At 55.5% G+C, this 17839-nt stretch carries 12 protein-coding genes and 1 pseudogene; 4 read left to right on the forward strand and 9 right to left on the reverse strand.

What is annotated here, in order from left to right:
• Positions 1-33: 33 nt before the first annotated feature.
• The 3 genes from BN2476_RS38995 to BN2476_RS39005 form a co-directional block, all read right to left on the reverse strand.
• The gene (locus BN2476_RS38995) at positions 34-966 is read right to left on the reverse strand and encodes an IclR family transcriptional regulator (protein ID WP_227747029.1); all 933 of its coding nucleotides are present in this window, start codon (positions 964-966) and stop codon (positions 34-36) included.
• 1061 nt (positions 967-2027) lie between these two features.
• Positions 2028-2657 carry an ureidoglycolate lyase gene (locus tag BN2476_RS49580; protein WP_328590443.1) on the reverse strand — a complete coding sequence of 210 codons (630 nt, stop codon included), beginning with the start codon at positions 2655-2657 and terminating at the stop codon, positions 2028-2030.
• Between the two features lie 99 nt (positions 2658-2756).
• Positions 2757-3839, reverse strand: coding sequence for a branched-chain amino acid ABC transporter substrate-binding protein (locus BN2476_RS39005; RefSeq protein ID WP_227747033.1), 1083 nt, complete (start codon positions 3837-3839; stop codon positions 2757-2759).
• A 618-nt stretch (positions 3840-4457) separates the two neighbouring features.
• Here BN2476_RS39005 and citF point away from each other — a divergent pair.
• Positions 4458-5996: a citrate lyase subunit alpha gene (citF, locus tag BN2476_RS39010; RefSeq protein ID WP_087739517.1), complete on the forward strand. Its 1539-nt coding sequence runs from the start codon at positions 4458-4460 to the stop codon at positions 5994-5996.
• Positions 5997-6141: 145 nt separating this feature from the next.
• On the opposite strand, the pseudogene panB reads toward citF, so the two are convergent.
• The 4 genes and pseudogenes from panB to BN2476_RS39030 all read right to left on the reverse strand — a co-directional run.
• Positions 6142-6878: pseudogene (gene panB / locus BN2476_RS39015) on the reverse strand (3-methyl-2-oxobutanoate hydroxymethyltransferase); the annotation flags it as partial.
• Positions 6879-7099: 221 nt separating this feature from the next.
• Positions 7100-8233 carry a porin gene (locus BN2476_RS39020; RefSeq protein WP_087739518.1) on the reverse strand — a complete coding sequence of 378 codons (1134 nt, stop codon included), beginning with the start codon at positions 8231-8233 and terminating at the stop codon, positions 7100-7102.
• Between the two features lie 112 nt (positions 8234-8345).
• Positions 8346-9686, reverse strand: coding sequence for an APC family permease (locus tag BN2476_RS39025; protein ID WP_087739519.1), 1341 nt, complete (start codon positions 9684-9686; stop codon positions 8346-8348).
• Between the two features lie 52 nt (positions 9687-9738).
• Entirely contained in the window at positions 9739-10518 is a 780-nt protein-coding gene (locus BN2476_RS39030) for a cyclase family protein (protein ID WP_087739520.1), read from the reverse strand.
• 679 nt (positions 10519-11197) lie between these two features.
• Here BN2476_RS39030 and BN2476_RS39035 point away from each other — a divergent pair.
• From BN2476_RS39035 to BN2476_RS39045, 3 genes are all read left to right on the forward strand, one after another.
• Complete coding sequence (locus tag BN2476_RS39035; RefSeq protein WP_160111833.1) at positions 11198-11998, forward strand: AraC family transcriptional regulator; 801 nt, start codon at positions 11198-11200, stop codon at positions 11996-11998.
• Between the two features lie 505 nt (positions 11999-12503).
• On the forward strand, positions 12504-14141 hold the full coding sequence (locus BN2476_RS39040; RefSeq protein WP_087739563.1) for a GMC family oxidoreductase: 1638 nt from the start codon (positions 12504-12506) through the stop codon (positions 14139-14141).
• Between the two features lie 324 nt (positions 14142-14465).
• Entirely contained in the window at positions 14466-15857 is a 1392-nt protein-coding gene (locus BN2476_RS39045) for an amino acid permease (protein WP_087739522.1), read from the forward strand.
• A 165-nt stretch (positions 15858-16022) separates the two neighbouring features.
• Here BN2476_RS39045 and BN2476_RS46010 read toward each other — a convergent pair whose 3' ends face one another.
• Together BN2476_RS46010 and alr are read right to left on the reverse strand one after the other, a co-directional pair.
• On the reverse strand, positions 16023-16517 hold the full coding sequence (locus BN2476_RS46010; RefSeq protein ID WP_143811150.1) for a hypothetical protein: 495 nt from the start codon (positions 16515-16517) through the stop codon (positions 16023-16025).
• 124 nt (positions 16518-16641) lie between these two features.
• Positions 16642-17730: an alanine racemase gene (gene alr / locus BN2476_RS39055; protein ID WP_087739524.1), complete on the reverse strand. Its 1089-nt coding sequence runs from the start codon at positions 17728-17730 to the stop codon at positions 16642-16644.
• Positions 17731-17839 lie beyond the last annotated feature (109 nt).

Below are 17839 nucleotides of genomic sequence, written 5' to 3' on the forward strand. Positions count from 1 at the left end.
TGATGGCGATTACGCTAAACGGCCAATGATAAGTCATATCCTTCTCTCGCGCCGAGCTTCTGTCAGAAGCATCTTTTCTTCCAATGCGTTGACCTTTTCTCGAAGGTGCGGCAACACTTTGTTTCGAAGGCGGATACCTGCTTCCTTACCTCCAAAAAGCGTACAGCTCATCGCTATCGGCGTTTCAGACGCGGGACAGCGCACGGGCATAGCGATAGCGTAATCGCCCTTGAGCCAATCGCCTTCTGACTCGCAGTAACCAAACCGCCCGTGACGTCTAATATCGGCTTCCCAGATCGAGCTATAGATCTCGAACAATTTCGGTTCTTGCACTTTTGACTGATTTACCAGCGATTCCCTGGATCCTCTTGAGTAGCCAAGGATCAGTGCTCGTCCGATAGCAGCCGCAATCCAGGGAACATGCATGCCAATATCAGGAGTGAACCGATTTCCCTTATCTCCGCGAACGCTCTCGATATAAACGACGTCATTTCGGTCACGGATCCCTAGGTTTACAGTGCACCCTGTTGTCGTGGCCAGTTCTTCCATTAATGGGCGTGCTGCCTGGCGGATTTGAATTTTTCCGAGAAGCGGATGACACATCGCAAGCACGCCCCATCCCAAGACAAACTTTTGAGATATCGGATCGCGCGTCAAGCATCCGAGTTGAGTGAGCGTATAGCATAGCCTCGATACGGTCGCTTTAGGGAGTCCCGTTCGCTCACATATTTCTTTATTTCCCAACGCACGATCTGCAATCGTAAATACCCTAAGAATGCTGATTCCTCGTGCTAGATTCATGGAGAAATCTGCATCGTCCGCAAAGGACTGCAATAGTTCGCGAATTTTTCCAAATTCGAGTGCTGCCGGCGGATAGTCGAGATCTTTGTGCGAGGGTTGCTTGGGTGGTCGAAGGCTAGTCGCCGTAGACAGCGCGCTTGCAGTCAGTGCGTTGCTCCTGTTCATGATTTTCTCCAACTTTCAACGTCACTATGCAACGCATCGCTGCGCAATCCCGTTCAACGTTCGACGAAACGCCTGTGCAGATGAAATCCTGGAACGCACTCGCGACATGATCGTCCACGCTATGGTATAGGGCTCGTACATCGCAGCAAAGTGAAAATCATTATTGAATAGATGAAAACCGTTCATCTTTCTTCCCCGGGCGCGTGCGAAACAGCGTCCTTCGCTGCGTTTTCATGAAGTGGCCCCAATTTAAAGAGATGGCGCGTACGGCTCGATACAGTAGTACTGATCGATCATGCTAGCGTTCCGTCCCCTATCCACCGGTCGCCTTGGCGAGCAGCACAACTGTCGCGGTCGCGTTTCGACAATCGACACGGGTTATGCCGCGCTTTTCGGCGAAACTGCCGAGCGGCTCGTTTATGGAGGTCTGGCCCGGACTCACGCGTCCGGTGAAGTGCGCCTGTCGGTGCCTTTGCTTGCTGGGCCGTTAGCGCCCATTTCGGTGATCTTCCGCCTGCTGAGGCTCGCGCATGGACTGGTCGACATAGGCACTTCCACTGAGCGATTTGCGCTCGTACGTGCGAAGCACACTGCAAATCAACTGTGGACAGGTGAGCAAGCGGTGCGATCCGGCACGTGTCCCGCAGTCCTGCGACGCACCGACGCGCGCGCCGACTCTTTGCGTCGCCTGCACCTTACCCGCGACCAAACACCAGGCTGATCTTCGTATGCGTCATTTCAGCGAGGCGCAGAACGCGTCGCACGCGGAGCCGCGTGTCTCGCGACCAGCCCGGCTGAACATGGCCCCTCCGTCGAGATTCTAAAGGGATTGAATCTGACATTGATCCCACTTTCGGACGAATGGGCGGTGCGGCAGATGTATCTGTGCGTTCGAGACCAACCGCTTTCCCGCTCCGTGCAGCGACTATTGGAACACCTTCTCGCGGATGGACCGGCCTCGATTTGCGCATCCGATAGCAACAAGAAAAGCCGCGACACGAATCTTGAGATTGAGACAAGACTTCGTTTGCTTTCAGACGACGGGCCTGTTTGTGTTCTGCTCACGAGACAAGGTAGGCGGCGGTTTCCTTCGCCACCGACGACGTTTGGTTGGTCGCGTCGTTTCGCAGGGTCCCGTCTGATCCTTGGTTCAGCGGAGTCGAAGTGACGAGCCTGTGCGTGCAGATTGGTATGCTTGCGCTCTCGCTCAACGGCGCGCCCGTATGCAGGTGAACTATCAGATCGAATGAAGTCGAACGTCTGGAGAGCATAAAGGCAGTCGTCGGACCGGAGAGTGTTCTCGTAGCATGCCAACACCACGGGCGAATGCACGTGCCCATTCCCACGGGGATCTCAAACGCCCTTAGCGAACTCATTTCTGGAATGCGAGTCGCCTGTGAAAACGCAACGATTTGGATGAGCGATCCAGTCAGAGGTACCATCGCCTCCTGCGTTAATCGCCGCACCTCTAACTGTTGGACAAGGTCGCTTTTGTCTCCGAAGCTGGCCCACAATATTTCCGTTTCGTTAGCTGTTCCTGCATCGAAGAGATGTTCGCACCACATCGAGAGCGATTCGCTCTGGAAGAGAGGGTCTTCCGCAGACGCCGATAACCGCTTACCAAGGACCCAACCATAAGGAGAGAAGGCTTCAGGGGTGAGTTGTTCGACGCGGAGAAGAGGAACTGTCATCGGGAGGCTCGCAGTGCTGGGTTCAACCGGCGACAACTCCTAGCGGTTGCGCCTCGAAGAGGCGACTCCGGAACCGAGCTTGGAGTCGCCACGTGGTCATTACATCTTCACTTCATCAATGAACGACTTCTTGCCGCCTTTATAACTGTAGATCGAGATCACCCCGTGCTTCAGGTCACCTTTCGGGTCGAATGTCGTCTCTCCGGTTACGCCTTGAAAGTCCGTGGTGGGCATCGCCGAGAGGATCTTCGACGCGTCGGTCGAGTTCGCACGACGCATAGCATCGACGACGATATACACTGCGTCGTAAGTAAAAGGTGCGTAGATTTCCATGCCCTGACCGAAGCGCTTTTGATATTTCGCCTTGAAAGCGCTCCCGCCTGGCATCTTTTCTGGTGCGGTTCCCGGCTGTGAGCAGACAACACGCTCTGCGCCGGTACCGGCAAGATCAGGCAGTTTGTCCGAGCAAACGCCATCGCCAGCGAGGATTTTCGATCGCAAGCCAAGTTGCGCAGCCTGCTTGCTGAACGGTCCACCGGTCGCATCCTCCCCGCTATACATAATCGCGTCCGGATTTTCACCCTTGATTTTCGTCAGAATTGCGCGGAAATCGACGGCTTTGTCGTTGGTGGCATTCCGCGACGTTACGTTTATGCCAAGGCTCTTGACCGTTTTCTCGAACTCGTTTGCCAGACCTTGGCCATATGCCGTTGAATCATCGACGATCGCTACGGATTTGATCTTCAGTTGCTTAACCGCATAAGTGGCCAATGCGGGTCCTTGCTGTGCGTCAGTCGCGACCACCCGGAACGTCGTCTTGAACCCTTGCTGGGTGAAGACGGGATTGGTAGACGAAGGGGAAATTTGGGTGATCCCCGCTTCGCTGTAGATTCGGGAAGCCGGGATGGAGGTTCCGGAATTAAGGTGCCCCACCACAGCGACGACCTTGTCGTCGACGAGCTTCTGCGCGACTTGGGTTGCCGTTTTGGGATCCGCTGCGTCGTCTTGTGCGTCGAGTCGCAGGCTGACCTTCTGGCCAGCGATGACAAGACCTTTGGCATTGATCTCTTCCACCGCGAGACGGGCGCCGTTTTCGTTGTCTTTGCCCAAATGGGCGATCGCACCTGTAAGCGGGGCGACATGGCCAATTGTCACCGTCTCATCGGCGTACGCGCTTTGCATAAAAGGTGCAATTGCCGCAACCGCAATCGACGTGGTGGTCAGAATTCTTGCCTTCATCCTACATCTCCTCCAGTGTTTAACTTTGACTCGGTTGCGTAAGAGCTTGTCCGGGCCCCTGCATTTGTACAGCGATGTCTCGGCAGTGGGCATGAGTTTCACGCCACTACAACATCACCGGGTTGCATGATTGCCGATCCATAACTCGACGAACATCGATTGCTACGGGAACGATAGGGATGGCGACCGTTTTAGAAAAAAGGCGTCCGATCTGAGATAAAACTGTGCGGCCGCTTCGACGCATCCGCGCAGCCTTTCATTTGCTCACTTCCATTCGTCTTCGAAGTTTGCGAAGCTACGTTGTCGACGTTCCAATTCCGGGAAGGTCGGCGCTCGCATAGAATTGGAGAACGGGACGCCTAGTGGATCGCCCAATGGGCACGTTGTCCGTAGTTTGGAAAGCGCACGTTGCAATCTTCCTGCACCGATTGAGACAGATTGAGCAGGCCACCATCGCCTTGCGCTCCCCACTGTCTGCACTGTGAGTCGCTGTACAGGTCCGTCCGCAGACGAACAGAAGGACGCGCCGTTGGGGGGTGTCCGCAAAAATCATGGAGAATCGTGAAGACAGCTAACGGACGGGAGATTCCCGCTTCAATTCCCGGCTACGGAATTGTGAGCCCTTATGTGGGCCCAGCAACTACCCGCACTTTCGTCACGCGAGCGACTAGGCAGGTTCATCCTGTAGGGCATGGCCGGTCAAAGCGCCTTGAGGATATCTCGGCCGCAATTGACGCGTGCGAACTGAAGAGCGGTGACACCATCTCCTTTCATCATCATCTGCGAAACGGTGACCAGGTGCTCAACATGGTTCTCGCCGTTGCCGCGCGTAGAGGAATCAAAGATCTGACGATCGCCACGAGTTCGATATTTGGTGTGCATGCGCCGTTGGTCGAGCATATTCGCAACGGCGTTGTAGCTCGGATTCTTACCGCGTATATGTCGGGTCCTGTGGCGGACGCCGTGTCGTCCGGGCTTCTTTCGAATCCCGTCGTGTTTCAGACGCACGGTGGCAGAGCCCGGGCAATAGAGTCGGGTGAATTGCATATTGACGTAGCGTTCATCGCCGCGCCGGCAGCGGATCCCTACGGCAATCTGAACGGCGTCGACGGTCCGGCTGCGTGCGGTCCGCTGGGATATGCAATGGTTGATGCGCAATACGCGGATCGCGTCGTAGCGGTAACTGATTACCTTCAACCCTATCCGTTATGTCCGGTCGATATTTTCCAGGATCAGGTAGATTTTGTCGTGGTTGTTGATTCCATCGGCGATCCGGCCGGTATTCTTTCTGGGACGACAAAACCCACGACCGAGCCGGTCGGTCTCCAGATCGCACAATCGGCCGCTCGCCTTATCGAAGCCTCAGGATTGCTTGAACATGGATTCTCATTCCAGACCGGCGCGGGTGGAGTATCAATTGCGGTAGCCGAGTACGTGAAGGGGCTAATGCAGCGCAACCAGGTGCAGGGAAGTTTTGCGGCAGGCGGTGTGACCGGCGCGCTTGTGGAAATGCTAGAGTTGGGGCTGTTCCGCACAATTTTTGACGTTCAGTGTTTCGACTTGCGCGCGGTGGAATCCTACAGGCGTGATTTCAGGCACCAGGCGATGTCAGCGTCCATGTATGCGAATCCTCATAGCCGTGGAGCAGTTGTCAACCAGCTTGACGTGATGATTTTGGGGGCGTCAGAGGTAGATGTTGATTTCAATGTAAATGTTACCACCGGCTCCTCCGGCATGATCCTCGGCGGCTCAGGGGGACATGCTGATACGGCCGCCGGGGCGAAGCTCGCGATTGTGACGACTAGACTGTCTTCTCGGGCGGGTGCCAAGGTTGTTGGGAAGGTCGACTGCTTGACGACGCCCGGCGAGACCATCGACGCGGTGGTAACAGAGGTCGGTATATCCGTTAACCCGGGGCGAACGGATCTAATCGACCGGTTTCACGCCGCGGGAATCGAACTGATGCAGATAGATGAGATGCTTTGCGCCGCCCGTGCGCTGGCAGGCGAGCCCACATCGCGCGTGCAAGGAGCGGAAGTCGTCGGAGTAGTCGAGTATCGCGACGGAAGCGTCATCGACTTGATCCGGGCATCGCGATGAGATTGGCGACCGCTCAATTCTCTGGACGCGGCGGCCAGGGAGCCGAAGTGAACGGCAATTTCCTCTATCAATAGGAGTGTTCTTCGCCGGGGAACATGCCTTCTTTTACTTCTCGAACAAAAGCTTGAATGGCGCTCTGGACGGTTTGTTGGCCATTCATAAAATTCTTGACGAAACGCGACGCCTGCCCGGGGTATATGCCCAGCATGTCATGGAGCACAAGCACTTGGCCTGAACATCTTGGACCAGCGCCGATGCCTATGGTAGGAATTCGGATTTGGTCAGTGATGGTCGCGGCGACACCAGATGGCACGGCTTCCAACACAAGGAGCTGTGCACCGGCCGCTTCCACAGCCTGTGCGTCTTTGCTGAGACCCGCGGCGGCCACGTCCGTCTTGCCTTGCACGGTAAACCGCCTAGCGCATGAACCGATTGTGGCGTGAGACCGATATGGGCACACACAGGAATCGAGCGTTCCACGAGGAAACGGATGGTACTCGACAGGAAAGCTCCGCCTTCCAGCTTGACCATATGTGCACCGGACCTTATCAACTGAACCGCGTGTCCGTAGGTCTTTTCTGGAGAGCCCAGGCAGCCGAAAGGAATATCGGCGACGATCATGCAGCGGCGAGTACCCCGCGCGACACAGGCAGTGTGATAGGCGATGTCATTGATATCTACGGGAAGCGTGTTGGAATGTCCCTGCAGCACGTTGCCGAGTGAGTCACCTATAAAAGCGATATCGACACCGGCACGATCCAGGAGCGCCGCGAAGGTTGCGTCATAGCACGTTAGCATCGTGATTCTCTCACCACGCCTGCGCATGGCTATCAGATGAGGTACCGTAATGACGGAGCGCGCTTCGTCCCGCAGGTAAGCCATGAAGTTTCAACCAACTAGATGAACATCCAGAAATTGTATGTTCAGCGAGTCGTGTAGTGTCTCCAAAATGGAGAAGCCAACGTCGCTAAAATAGATGGTTGCCTCAACTGCGGTAAAAAATGCACACGTACGGTCGTTGTCGACCGCAACGTGTGCGAAACGCCACTCGCAGGCAATCTCAAGCTAAGGCGCGGAGATCCAACGATACTGAGACGGGAAAATCAGAAGCTGTGGCGCAATCCCACGACGGTGATGACTTGCGACGATTTCCCGGCGTCGATGTCATAGGAACCTACAACCGCTTGGGCCTCGCCTGCACCGTTCTGTCCCGAGGCATGCGTATAGCCCGCGATTGCGTAGACGTCGGTACGCTTGCTCAGGTTGTAGTCTGCGCCGAGGCTGAACATGTGGTATTTGGCAGACGAGTCACCACTCGACTTCGTATAGTTATATCCCGCGCCAAGAGAGAAGTTCGGGGCGACCTGCCAGATGCCAAATGCGGATGCATTCTGGTACTTCTCGGACGACGTGAAAGCCGACGAAGCGTCAGGATTGTACTCGGTAAAGCTGTAGGCCGCGCCGAGTGTCACGCTCCCCAGTACATATTGGCCGCCGACCCGCGTGCTGTTCACGCTTCGGGCAGATGCATAAGCGCTGTTGACGGCGCTGTTGAACAAAGAATCGGCCGAGCTGGCGGGGCGCGTGACCAGACGTGCGTTGCCGTAGTCTATGTGCATGTAACCGGCAGCGATGCCCAGAGTACCGTTGTTATACCCGGCGGAAGCACTGTAGGTCTGCCCCGAGCCAACGGAGCCCGCGACACCGCCGAAAGAGTAGAGAGCTTCAACGGTAACCCCGCCCCAGGAGGGGCTCACCCACTTCACTGAATTGTTGATGCGAATGCTGTTGTCGTAGTTATCGAAGTCGCCGGGCGGAGCGAACATTGCGCCGAAGTAGTTGTCACCCGTCAACGGCTGAACCTGGTCGACGATCGGGTCATACTGACGCCCCAATGTCACGGTACCGAGCTTCTCGTCGCTGAGACCGATATACGCCTGACGTCCGAACATCCGGCTACCCTGACCCAACGTTCCATTCGTCGGGTCGAAGCCGTTTTCGAGCTGGAAAATGGCCTTCAGGCCGCCGCCGAGATCCTCGTTACCCTTAAGACCCCAGCGGGAGCCTGCGAGACTGCCGGACATTGTCGTGATCTGAGTGCTGTTTCCACCAGAGTTATGTACGTATGCAATCCCCGTGTCGATGATGCCATAGAGCGTCACGTTATTTTGTGCATGCACGGGGGAACCGAGCACTGCCAGACAAAGGGCTGACGACTGGAAAACGAACTTTTTCACTTGGCAAATCTCCAGATACTTTTTGAATGTCGTTGTTTATTGAAGTTTTGACTATCACACCTGGGCGCGCCGGAAAGACGCTTCGCATGCCCAGGCAAATCCGCTTTAATCTCTACACTTCGAGACGAATGTCGCGGCGCAGAACGCGGGTGAGGACTAGGTAATACACGATGCCTACGCCGAACCAGCTCACACCCAGCTCCCAGGTGGCTGCGCCCATCGAATAGAGGACATAACCGAGAATGCAGAAGCCAGCTACAGGGGAGACCAGGTGTTTGAACAGGGACCGGGAGTGTTTGCGGCCGACGTAGTGGACAACCACAGTAATGTGCAGGATCATGAAGCCAGTCAACGCACCAAAGTTCACGAAGTTCGTCAGCGTGTCGAGGTGATCAAGAAACCCGAGCGAGATTGCCAGCGAGATAACAGCGATCAGGATCAGCGCGACATTCGGTGTCTTATGCTTCGGATGGATGGACGCCAAAATCGCAGGCATCTTGCGGTCACGAGCCATCGAATACAGAAGGCGGGCGATTGCAGCCTGGGAGACGATCGAGCACGAGAGGCCGAACGTGATGGCGGTGGCCAGGGACGTCAGCATCGCAAGCGGCTTTCCGCCAGCCAGTTCTGCGATTTCATAGAACGCCGTATCAGCTGACTTGAACTTCATGCCGTTTGCGAGGTCACCGGCAATCCAGGTTTGCAATACGAAAAGCGCGCCGGCCAGCAAAAGTGCTGCGATAGTCGCATTACCAACGGTCTTCTTGCTATCACCCTTTACCTCTTCGGCAAGCGTGGAGATTGCGTCAAAGCCGAGAAATGAGAGTGCGCAAACCGAGACTGCAGAGAAGACGAGTTCGCTTTTAAAGACTTCAGGCTGGAAGAGCGGCTTAAGCGTGAGATGTCCAGCTCCTACGCCGTGATAGAGTGCCCAGAGGCCGACGAAGGAGAAGATGACCAACACAATCATCTGCGCATACATGAAAAACTTGTTGACTGCAGCGGTAGCTTGAACGCCGAAGTAGTTCGTGATTGTGCCAATCCCCAGAAACACGACAATCCATACCCATCGGGGAATCATCTCGAACATCTGCGAAAGAGCAGCTGCCGCGACGACATAGGTGAGAGCTGGAATCAGGAGGTAGTCGAGGATGAGCATCCAACCCGCGATAAAGCCCGCGGTTTCGCCGATACCGCGCTGAGCATAGGCGTAAGCCGAGCCGGCGATCGGGAAATCTTCGGAGAGTACTTTGTAACTCAGTGCGGTGAAGAACATGGCGACCATCCCGATGATGTACGCGAGCGGAACCATCCCGCCCGACGCATCGGAGACATAGCCGTAGATCGCAAAGGGCGCAATTGGGATCATGAAGACGATCCCGTAGATGACCAGGTCAGCGAAGGTAAGGCTTCGCTGAAGTTCCTGCTTGTAGCCGAAAGAATCTGTAGACATGATGCGTTCCTTCAAGGAAGGTGAGTCGAATTACGACGGTGCTGGATCGTGCTCAGAGTGGTGCGATGGCAAATACCCGTGCGGGGAAGCCGGTAGCCCCCGCGACTTTCGGGAATGCGACGACGACAACCCCGCCGGCCTCAGGCACATCGCTCAAGTTGGCAAGCAGTTCGACCTGGTACCGGTCCTTAGATAGGACGAGAGTCTCGAGAGAAAAGTCCGAGCGGGAGGTTGCTGCGCCAGGGTCTGTATCGAGAGTTTCATGACCGCAAGCCGTCGCGTCCCGACTGTCAAACAGGTAGTCGATGACCTCGCGACTCCATCCTGGTGTATGCGAGACACCGTCCGCGTCGAGGTTCATCATGCTAACGTGGTCGGGCCAGCGTTTCGACCAATCGGTTCGCAGAGCAACAAAGGCTCCGCGCGGGATCGCGCCATTGCGGAGCTCCCAATCCTTGACGTCATCCATTGAGACCGTGTAATCGGGGTTCGCAGCGACTTTAGCGTGGATGTCGATAACGACTAGCGGCAGGAACTGCTCACGAACCGCCAACTGATCCAGAGACCTCAAATCGCCGTGGAAATGCGAGGGCGGATCGACGTGCGTGCCCCATTGTCCGACATGGGTAAAGACATGTGCCTGAAAGCCGTGCTCCTCCAGATTGAAAAGCGTACTGCGGCTCATTTTGGTGAACTTGGACCAGAGCGGGGTCGATTCATCTGCCGTGTGGCTCAAGTCGACCCAGCGGCCAGTCTTCAGGATTTCGTGAAGCGTCCAAAACGGATTGGTACCGAGTGACGCGAGAATTTCGGTGGCGGTGGTGGATCCCATCTTTGTCTCCAAGACTTCAGGTATTGAATGGCTGTTTCGACGATGTCTTTGCCAGTCTGATAATAGGACTACTAACTACGGCTACTTTAACGCTACATCTGATCGTGCTAGGGGTCGGAAGTCATCGCGCGCTGGGATGTGGTCTGAAGCCGAAAATGCTTCTACAAACGAACGTTTTGAACTGACGTCGCTTTGTTGGTCACCGTCGAGGGGAAGCAGCGACTCTTTGCTTACAGCATTCGAAGATTTATTGCCGCCCGAGCAGTGGAATTGAACTTAGAGGATGGCGACGAAGCGCGTCAATGTGCCAAAAGGCATTTTTTGAAAACGACGTCCAGGATGGCTGAAACGTCAAAATGACGACCGTTTTAAATAAATCGGAAGTTAGGGAAGACCATTATTTCCCTATATTTGGTAAAAGGAAAACGTAAGATAAACCTTTCAGTTCATACGTTGCGGTTTTAAGTAGTATGTAATCGACACGGCGGTGAGCAGGCGCTTGACAGCTTTCGTTGGCTGTGTTGCGATTCGCCAGGGTGGTGGATTCCCGCGCCACATAGGAACAGGCATCATGAGGCAAACCGAAGACTGGATTCGATATGCTGACTTCTACCGGAAGTCGCCGTACTCAATATTTCCACAAGAACACCGTGACTCTCCGGGTCGTTTGAACTTTCACATGATCACCGTCGAACAGGGGGATCATGAGTTTGTTGATCCTAGCGTTCCAGAGACAGTAGTTGCGTTGCCGCTCTCGGCTTCACCCAACAACACTTGGGCGTGGGACATGGGATATGGCTGGCGCAATGACGCAGCGGCCCCGGGTCGGATGCTTGTTCTTCCGGCAGACAACACCAGCCGATGGAGAGTTACAGGCTCGCGCCGATTGCTCCTCCTGACCATCCCGTCGTCAACGGTTCGTCGGATCCTCGGTCCCGCCGCACCCGACCAGCTTACTGAAACGTTCCTTCCTCTTTCGCAATCGACCTGGGAAGACTCATTTATGCCGCCTTTGATGACGCGGCTGTGGGAGGGGACTGCTAGAGGTCACGCCACTGATCGGCTTTTGGTTGACGGCGCGTTGACCACACTGGTTGCACACCTTTTGCAACTGGCTGGAGCTCTTGATCGTCCGATGAAGTACATTTCGCTTCCTAACTGGCGGCTGAAACGTATCTTCGAGTATGTCGAAGCACACTTGCATCAGGAGATTGATATTGCTGCTTTGGCGGAAGTCGCGGGCCTTAGCGTAAGACACTTTGCGCGCGCGTTCAGGGAGGAAGTCGGTGAAACGCCGCATCGCTGGCTGATGGCGCAGCGCACGGAACGGGCGATGACCTTACTGAGAGCAGATCAGTTACCGCTTGCGGAAATCGCAACTGCTTGTGGATTTTCAAGCCAAAGCCACTTCTCGAAGGTGTTCAGGCAGGTCACCGGGGATACGCCGACGCGCTGGTCGCACGTAATGAAAGGGAACTGACGACGCGCCGTGACTCGTGCCTTTGCGTTTTTCTGACGGAATTCACCCACCGAACGGCGCGCGCCGAGCGCTACGCCCATTGTCTTCCCGACTTCATTTGGCCTTACGGACCGAGTAGGCACGGCTGAGCCGGCTTCGTGCCCGCGTCTCGCGTGATCCTGCCCACTACCAGTGCAGGCCGACCGGGCGAGTTCCGGAGTGAAAAATTTGCATGTAATGATGAGGCGGCCTTGATCGTACTGAAAATAGTCGCCGCTGTCGCGAGCATTGAGTTGCGCGGCATCCCGTGCTGTATCTGCGTCGCTCGATAGAGGCCGAGATTAGGGTTAGTATCTACCGACGGCTTAGATGCAACTTTTGCATCTATAGATAAATTTAAATCTCTTTTTCCCATGATGGAGCGCCCGTAAGATTTCTTCGCGAGGTGGCGAAGTCCTCCTGCAAGCGAAAGTGCAACGCAGCGCGCGGGAACGCGGCGCTAATGGCGGAACGGATAGGAGAGAGAGTGAACGCAATCAGTGCAAATGCCCAAACCTACGATTATGTGATCGTCGGCGGCGGGTCAGCCGGATCAATCCTGGCGGCTCGGCTCGCAGAGGATCCGCAGGTCAGGGTTTGCGTGCTCGAGGCCGGACGAAGTGATCTGCGGCCGTACGTTCGAATTCCTTCAGGTTTCGTCAAGACGTTGACACAACCGGAAATTACTTGGCAATTCAAAACGGAGCCGTCGGAAGGCAGCGGCGGCCGGAAGATCTCCACCACGCAAGGGCGCGTCATCGGCGGGTCAAGTTCGATTAACGGCATGATGATCGTACGCGGCCAGCCCGAAGACTTTGACCACTGGGAATCGCTGGGCAACCGGGGGTGGGGCTACAACGACGTATTGCGCTACTTCAACCGATTCGAGCGCTATACCGGCAATGGGACGAATGGTACAACTCGCGGTCGGTCGGGGCCGATTCCCGTGACGCCCATGGATTGGTTTCATCCTATCTCGGAAACGTTCATAGAGGCGGCCGTTGCGGCCGGTCACAAGCGCAACCCGGATTACAACTCGGGTGATCAGGAAGGCGTCGGCTATTTCCAGCGCACGATCGAGAACGGCTACCGTGTGAGCGCAGCCGTAGCATTCCTGGCGCCGGCACTGAAGCGCGGCAACGTTGAACTGCTTTCGGGCGTGCGTGCAAAGCGCATCCTGTTCGAAGGTAAGCGTGCTGTCGGCGTCGCGTTCATTCGGCGTCAGGGTGAGGAAGAAACAGTCGTAAAGGCACGCCGCGAGGTGATCATATCGGCGGGCACGGCAAACACGGCGCGCCTGCTGCAGATCTCAGGAGTGGGGCCGGCTGCGCTACTGTCGGAGCTGGGCGTTCCCATCGTTCATGACCTGCCGGGCGTTGGCGCAAACTTGAGCGACCACTATTCTGCGCGATTAGTCATGCGCGCCCGGCCGGGTACCACGACCCTGAACGAAATGGCGCGCGGGATACGATTGGGCTGGCAAGTGATGCGCTGGCTGGCGAAGAAGCCCAGCGTGCTGACCTTGACGCCTTCCCAGGCTCATCTCTTTTGTAAGTCAGCGGCGAACGTAGAGACGCCCGATTTGCAGTGTGTATTCGTTCCCGGTAGCTATAAGGAAGGCAAACACTATGTACTGGACGATTACCCCGGGGTCACTGGCGGATGGTGGCAGCACCGCCCCTTGAGCCGTGGCTACGTGCACGCTCGATCGACCAATGTATTTGAGGACCCGGTCATTCAACCCAACTATCTTCAGCACACTGTGGATCAGGAGGTGATGGTCGCGGGGATGAAGATCATTCGCGGACTCCTTCATTCTTCAACGCTCTCGAAATATCTCGTCGAAGAAACTGTCCCGGGAATTAACGTAAGCACCGACGAGCAGATGTTGGAGTTCTGCAAGCACAACGGATCGACAGGCTATCACCTGGTCGGAACTGCCCGTATGGGCCCGAAATCCGATCCGATGGCAGTCGTCGACGATACGCTGTGCGTACATGGGCTTGAACACCTCCGCGTAATCGACGCTTCGATCATGCCGTCGATTACATCTGGGAACACCTACGCTGCAACGTTGATGATAGCGGAGAAGGGCGCGGACCTGATTCTAGGCGTGCGTTCATAGGGCAAGCAACCCTTCCTCAATTTGAAAGATCGCCGCGATGATCCTGGCACCCATTCGAGGCACATTTCACGGGCTCAGCGAACATCGCCGCGACGAAATAGAGCAACTGCGGTCGTTGATGGAACGATGACTGGCTAGCAGTTCTGCCGCGTGCGGAGAGATTCGCTACGCAAACCAGGCTTCTCAGTCGACAGAGCTCGGTGAGCTCATTCACACGCCAACCGGCGATGAAATTTGGCGGACGCGCGATAAGGCTGCACGCGCTGTGCACTCTTCGGCCGAGCGCGCTCGCCCATCTGCAAAATAATTATCCGGAGACGGCATATGAAAAGTGAGCATGGCGCGTTGCACCGCGGCCTCGGAAATCGACATATTCAATTAATGTCCATTGGCGGGGCAATTGGAACAGGGCTATTCATGGGGGCAGGAAAGACGATCAGTGTATCTGGGACGTCAATCTTGCTCACGTACATGGTTATTGGCTTCTTCCTTTTCTTTACAATGCGGGCGATGGGAGAGATTCTGCTCTCCAACCTGCAGTTCAAATCCTTTTCTGACTTTTGCAGCCATTACATCGGGCCGTGGGCCGGGTATTTTATCGGTTGGTCATACTGGATGACTTGGGTTGTCGTAGCCATTGCAGACTGTACGGTGATCGGCGGCTATCTGCGCTTCTGGTTTCCGGATCTACCGTTGTGGCTTCCAGCACTGGTCGTACTCGCTACGCTTCTTACCCTAAACCTAGTGGCTGTCCAACTGTTCGGCGAACTTGAGTTCTGGTTTGCCCTCATCAAGGTGCTTGCTATCACTGCGCTAATCGTGGCGGGTGTTGTGATGGTCGGGAGCGGCTATGTTGCTCCTACCGGCGTTCGTGCGTCGCTGACCCACGTCGTTGATCCAGGAGTTGTCTTTCCATTCGGTGCGTCGGGTTTTTTCGCAGGTTTTCAGATCGCTATTTTCTCCTTCGGTGGTATCGAGCTAATTGGCACTACTGCAGCCGAAACGCGTGATCCCGGCCGCACGCTTCCACGTGCGATCAATGCTGTTCCCCTCCGAGTGATATTTTTCTACGTACTTTCGCTGGCGTGCATTATCTCTGTATCCTCGTGGCCGGCGATCGCCGCAAACAAAAGCCCGTTTGTGCAGCTGTTCTTACTGGCAGGATTCCCGGCGGCAGCGGGAGTCATCAACCTAGTCGTCATCTCGTCGGCTATGTCTGCTGCGAACAGTGGTGTCTTCGCCACCAGTCGGATGCTTTTCGGACTAGCAGCCGGCCAGCACGGGTCAAAATACTTTATGAAACTCTCGCGCTCGTCGGTTCCGGTTCGTGGGCTACTCTTTTCTTGCGCCTGCATGCTTGCCGGATTATCCGTGATTCATTTCATGCCTGAGGTTATGGGCGCTTTTACGGTCTTAACGACAGTTTCCGCAATTCTCTACATCTTTGTATGGGGCATGATTCTGGTTGCCTATCTGCGTTATCGGAGCCGAGATCCACAACTCCACCGTGAGTCCGCCTTCAAGATGCCGGGTGGTCGTTTGATGGCTTGGGCTTGTCTCGGCTTCTTTGCGTTCATGATCTATCTTCTCGCGCTTGAGCCCGATACCGCGGAGGCACTTAGTGTAATGCCCGCGTGGTTCGGTGGGTTGGCCGTCATGTATCGCTGGCGGAAGGTGAAAAAGAGTCGACCGCAGACGATCAAGGTGCTCAACTAATATATGGCCCGCAACGAAAGAGATCTTCACTGCAAGATCTCGCTTTCGTGATCACGAGTATTCTTAAAAAAGAGGGGCGAAGCGATGGGTAATCGCGACGCCCCTAAACTCTCGTGGACCGCAGAGAGGAGACAACTGCTGAAGGACGAAAAAGGGTTCGTGAAACTACGAGATGATTGTCGACTGCATGCGACGCATCTCCGTTCTTCTTCGTTTGGATCGTTGAATTAGTGTTGGGATAGATAGTCGCTCTTCCGGAGAAGCATGGAAGTTGCGTTCGGCACGCTGATGTGCCGCGACCAATTCAACGAGCGGGGCCGTCTGAAGTTGATTATCGTAGACCGCGAGCAGTCGAGCGGTAGGCTCCTCCGCATGTGCTCCCAAACTGTAGTGAGCGTCAAGCTTCGCGGACGTTGCAAGCTCACTCAACATGAGATCCACTTCAGAATATATCAACACATTCTCGTCACCGTAGCCGGCGTCGAACAGAAAAAACGATGCAAACATCGTGCGAACGATTGTTCCCAGATGGAATGCGGCGCCATGCTCGGTCCGCAATGTACTGAGGCAAAGGTGATTGCGAAGCGATAAATCAATAAGGGCAGCAGTGGAAAGCGTGCCATGCCCCCTTTGCGGGATGCTTCGAACGCGTAATGCCATGTCGAGGTGAAAGGAAAAGTTGCGTGATGACAGAGGCTCAATTTACGACACGTTATGTCTATCGCCCATTTGATCGTGTTCCGAACTCTTGTGCCGCCCGCTGCCGCCAGGACACGCACGCCTCCTACAGGAATCGCAGGTCCTGGCTGTCGACGGACACCGGGACACGAGGGGCCAACGCGCACATAAGTTCATAGCCGATCGTGCCGGCGGACGAAGCTACGTCGTCAATCTTCACTCGTTCACCCCAAAGCTCGACTTTAGAACCGATGGTCGCGGACGGACACGGGGTGAGGTCGATGGTTAGCATATCCATCGATACTCTGCCAACTGTGCGTGTCAATATTCCGTCCACAGCGATGGGTGTACCGGTTGGCGCGTGTCGAGGATATCCGTCGGCATATCCGCACGCGACGACACCGATGCGCATTTCACGGTCGGCCGTGAATGTTCGTGCATAGCCAACCGTATCATTGGCTTGCATTGTCTGAATACCGATAATTTCACTGGACAATGTCATGGAGGCGCGCAACGGAACCTCCGCGATGTCACACGCACGGCCTGAGGGTGATCCGCCATAAAGAACGATCCCAGGCCTGACCCACTCGCGATGTGCTCGCTTGTGCCACAGCACACCGGCGGAGTTTGACAGACTACGATCGCCTGGGATGTCTTTCGTTGCCGCGTCGAAGCGATCCATCTGCCAGTCGACTTCGCCCTCGTCGGCGTTCGCAAAGTGACTCATCAGCGTGATAGCACCGACTCCGTCGGATGTGCGCGCGCGCTGCCACGCTCTGCCAAATTCTTGGGGTGTGTATCCGAGGCGATTCATGCCTGAGTTCATCTTCAGGTTAATGTCGATGCAACGGGCTGGATTGGCTGCCGCGATGAGTTCAAGTTGCTCGTCGCAGTGTACTGCCACAGTCAAGCCAAATACTTCAGCCGTCTTTACATCATTCTGCTTGAAAATACCCTCCAAGAGGAGAATCGGCTTCTCCCAGCCCAGTTCGCGAACGCGTACTGCTTCGTCGAGATCGAGAAGTGCGATGCCATCTGCTGCATCAAGGGCTGGATAGATGCGTTCGATGCCGTGTCCATAGGCATTCGCCTTGACGACCGCCCAGACACGCGATCCGGATGCTTTCTGCCGGGCAATCTGGAGATTATGTCTGACAGCTTCAGGGTGTATATATGCGGTGATCGGGCGCGGCATAACTTCCTCATTTGCGGGACGCAACCTGCAATGAGAATTGCGTTCCGTTGTACTTCGGTCGAGATGTGAATGTGTTGCTCTGCCGGCATTCGGTGATTCGCGATGTCGA

It is taken from the genome of Paraburkholderia piptadeniae, from assembly GCF_900007165.1.
Classification (GTDB): Bacteria; Pseudomonadota; Gammaproteobacteria; order Burkholderiales; family Burkholderiaceae; genus Paraburkholderia; species Paraburkholderia piptadeniae.